Raw genomic sequence first — 1110 nt, forward strand, 5'->3', positions numbered from 1 at the left:
CCGGTGCGCGGCGCGTGGCTGGGCGCGCCCGCGGGTGTGACGGGCGCGACGGGTCTGACGGCCGGCACGGGCTTCGGCGGAACGGGCGGAGAAGCAGCCCGCTCCGGCTCCGGCTCCGGCTCCGGCTCCGGCTCCGGCTCCGAGGACCTGACGACGCACGGCGGCCGCGGCTTCGCCCTGCGGGACGCGGGCGCGGCCGGCCTGTCGGTCCGTGTCCCGGCCCAGCCCGGCCCGGCCGGAACGCCCGCCCAGGACGGCGCCACGCCCCCGCGCGGGACAGCAAGCGGAACGGGACCGGCGGGCCGCACGGGCCGGGCCGCCGGCTTCGGCGGAACCCTGCACCACGGGCAGGCTCCGGACAACAGCACCGACCCGTACGGGGCGGGCGCAGCGGGCCGTACGGGTCAGCCCGGCGGGCTCGGCGGCGGCCGGTCCGGACAGGACTACGGCGCCGGTCCGTACGGACCGGGGAACGGGGCCGACGCGGCGGGGCGGCCCGGCGGCTTCGGCGGCGGCAGCGGCCTGCCCCGGCAGGGTCACGGACCGGCCCAGGGCAGCGGCCCGGACCCGTACGGGGCAGGAAGCGGAGCCGAGGCGGCAGGCCGTACGGGTCAGCCCGGCGGGCCCGGCTTCGGCGGCAGCCTGCCGGGGCAGAACCACGGACCTGCACAGGACGGCGGTGCTGACGCGTACGGGCCGAGGAGCGGCGCCGGCGCGGCGGGGCAGCCCGGCGGCTTCGGCGGCAGCCTGCCCGGACAGAACCACGGACCCGCACAGAACGGCGGCGCCGACCCGTACACCGGCGGCTTCGGCGGCGGGCGCTCCGGGCAGGGCGCGTACCCGGGCGGCGCCGGGCCGGACCGTCCGTACGGACACCCCGGCGGCTCCGGCCAGGCCGTTCCGTCCGGTCAGCCGGAGGGTTCCGGCCGCCCCGGCGCGCCCTCCGCGACGGGCAGCCCGTACGAGGGCGGTCACGTCAGCAGATCCGCCGGCGTCGCTCCCCCCGGCAGACCCGGCCACGGCAGCGACCATCCCGGCGGAGCGGCCGGCTCCCCCGCCGGCGAAGCCGGCAAGCGGACCCGCGGCCGGGGCATAGGCGCGTGGGCCCGG

1 pseudogene is annotated in these 1110 nt (G+C 81.3%); it reads left to right on the plus strand.

Going from position 1 to position 1110, the window contains the following annotated elements:
• Positions 1–1110, plus strand: a pseudogene (locus B7P34_RS37955) (hypothetical protein); the annotation flags it as partial.

The organism is Streptosporangium nondiastaticum (genome assembly GCF_003011965.1).
Taxonomy (GTDB): domain Bacteria; phylum Actinomycetota; class Actinomycetes; order Streptomycetales; family Streptomycetaceae; genus Streptomyces; species Streptomyces nondiastaticus.